This window comes from Actinomadura sp. CNU-125 (genome assembly GCF_001942465.1).
Taxonomy (GTDB): domain Bacteria; phylum Actinomycetota; class Actinomycetes; order Streptosporangiales; family Streptosporangiaceae; genus Spirillospora.
The window spans coordinates 1-1,948 of the sequence record NZ_MKJY01000493.1 but is presented as its reverse complement, the minus strand read 5'-3'; the positions used below and the strand labels follow the sequence as shown (position 1 = coordinate 1,948).

Genomic DNA, 1,948 nt, shown 5'->3' with positions numbered 1-1,948 from the left:
CGCCCACTCGGGGACGGGCGGCGGCCCCGAGACGTCCGGGAACGACAACCGCCCGCCGGTCGGCGCGCCGCCCGTCGGCGCTCCGGCCGACGATCGGGTCCCGTGCCCGTGCCCGGTCCGGGGCCCGCCGGGTGCGGCAGCGTGGAGACGCCGCTGGCCGCCAGGTCGGTGACCGGCAGCCCCAGTTCGGCCTGCACCGCCTGTATGGCCTGCGCGAACTCGATCGCGCCGGCGAACCGCTGCGCGGGCGCCTTCGCCATCGCCCGTCCGAGGATCTCCTGCACCGGACGCGGCACGTCCGTGCGGGGGATCGCGGGCGGCGGTTCGTTCATGACGCGCAGCACCAGCGGCGCGATGCCCTCGTTCGGCCGCCCCTGGAAAGCGGGATGACCGGCCAGCAGTTGGTACAGGGTCGAGCCCAGCGAGTAGATGTCGGCGCCGACGCCGGGCGGCGAGCCCTGCAGGATCTCCGGCGCGGCGTGGTTCGGGGTGAACGCCTGCGTGTGCGTGCCGTCGAAGGAGTCGACGAGGCGGGCGATGCCGAAGTCGGCGAGCGCGGGCTCCCCGTACCGGGACAGCAGGATGTTCTGCGGTTTGACGTCGCGGTGCAGCACGTCCGTCTCGTGGGTGGCGGCGAGCGCGCCCGCCGTCTTCACTCCGACGCGCAGCACCTCGGCGACGGGGAGCGGGCCTTCCCGGGCGAGCCGGTCGGAGAGCGCGCCGTGCTCGAAGTACTCCATCGCGATGTAGGGGCGGCCGGAGGAGGTCGTGCCGGTGTCGAGCACGGTCACGATGTTGGGGTGCCCGGACAGCCGTCCGGTGATCTTGCATTCGCGCTGGAAGCGGCGCATCGACGCGTCGTCGACGGCGCTGATGGACAGCACCTTGAGCGCCACCATCCGGTCGAGGCGCTCCTGGTGGGCGCGGTACACGACGCTGAAGCCGCCCTCGCCGACCTGCTCCAGCACCCGGTAACCCGGAACGTGCTCGGTCATGCGTCGCTGGATCCTTCTGGTCTTGTGTTCACCGCGGGCGGGGGCGCGGACGTCCGGGGCGTCCCCCGGAAGCCCCAAGGGTAGTACGGGGACGAATCGGACGTGGCGGATATCGCTCCGGCGACCGGGATCGCGTCGCCGGAACCGGGCCGCACCACCGCCGGTACGACTCGTCCCGAAATCGCACGACATATTCGTTGGTCGTCGCGGGCATTCTCGCAATTCGGCTCCGGAATGGTCCGGGTACGCCATAACCTCGGGATTCGCGATCGGGAAACGCGTGGAGCGGAGTGGCGCGCCGTGATGGAAGATCTCATGACCAATCCGGAGGCGGAGACGTCGGCGGCAAAAACGGCTTATGGCGACCTTGTCCGAATGGCCTATTTCGTTCTGCCGGGCCGGGGCAAGCGCGTCTACCGGCTCGCGATCGCCCGGCGGATCGTGGACGGCACGGCGCGCGGCGGCTCCGCGACCGGTCGCCCGCCGGGCTCGCCCGCCGCCGTACCCGGGTGCTCCGCCGCGCCATGCGGCCGCCGCGCCGCCTGCACATCGGCCTCGGCCCCTGGCTGCGCGCGCTGCCCGCCCGGCTGCCCGATCCCGCGCTGACCGTCGCGCTCGCCAAGCTCGCCCCCGCCGTCCGCGTCGCCTACGTGCTCCTGCGCATCGAGGGGATGCCGCGCTACGCCGTCCGCGTCCAGCTGATCGAGTTGCGCGTCCGCCGCCCTGGCAGGTGAACGACGCGGCCTGCGCCGTCGAGGTGCCGCCCTCCCGGCGCCCGCGCGGTTCGAGCCGGTGCCGGTCCGGCCCGTCCGCAACCGGTCGGTGCTGCCGCTGGTGACCGCCGCCGCGCTCACCGCCGACCTGGTCGGCGCCCTGGTGGCCACCGAACGGCCGCCCGCGCCGCCCGCCCCCGGCGGCCCGCCGCCGCTGCGTGCTCGTCACCGCCGCGCCCG

2 protein-coding genes are annotated in these 1,948 nt (G+C 73.9%); one reads left to right on the top strand and one right to left on the bottom strand.

The window, feature by feature from the left end; translation table 11 throughout:
• Positions 1–995, bottom strand: a 995-nt coding sequence (locus tag BJF79_RS38645) for a serine/threonine-protein kinase (protein WP_158079425.1), incomplete at its 3' end; no start/stop codon positions are given.
• Between the two features lie 509 nt (positions 996–1,504).
• Between BJF79_RS38645 and BJF79_RS38640 the strand changes: the two genes are divergently transcribed.
• Positions 1,505–1,729 carry a hypothetical protein gene (locus BJF79_RS38640; protein WP_143220779.1) on the top strand — a complete coding sequence of 75 codons (225 nt, stop codon included), beginning with the start codon at positions 1,505–1,507 and terminating at the stop codon, positions 1,727–1,729.
• Positions 1,730–1,948 lie beyond the last annotated feature (219 nt).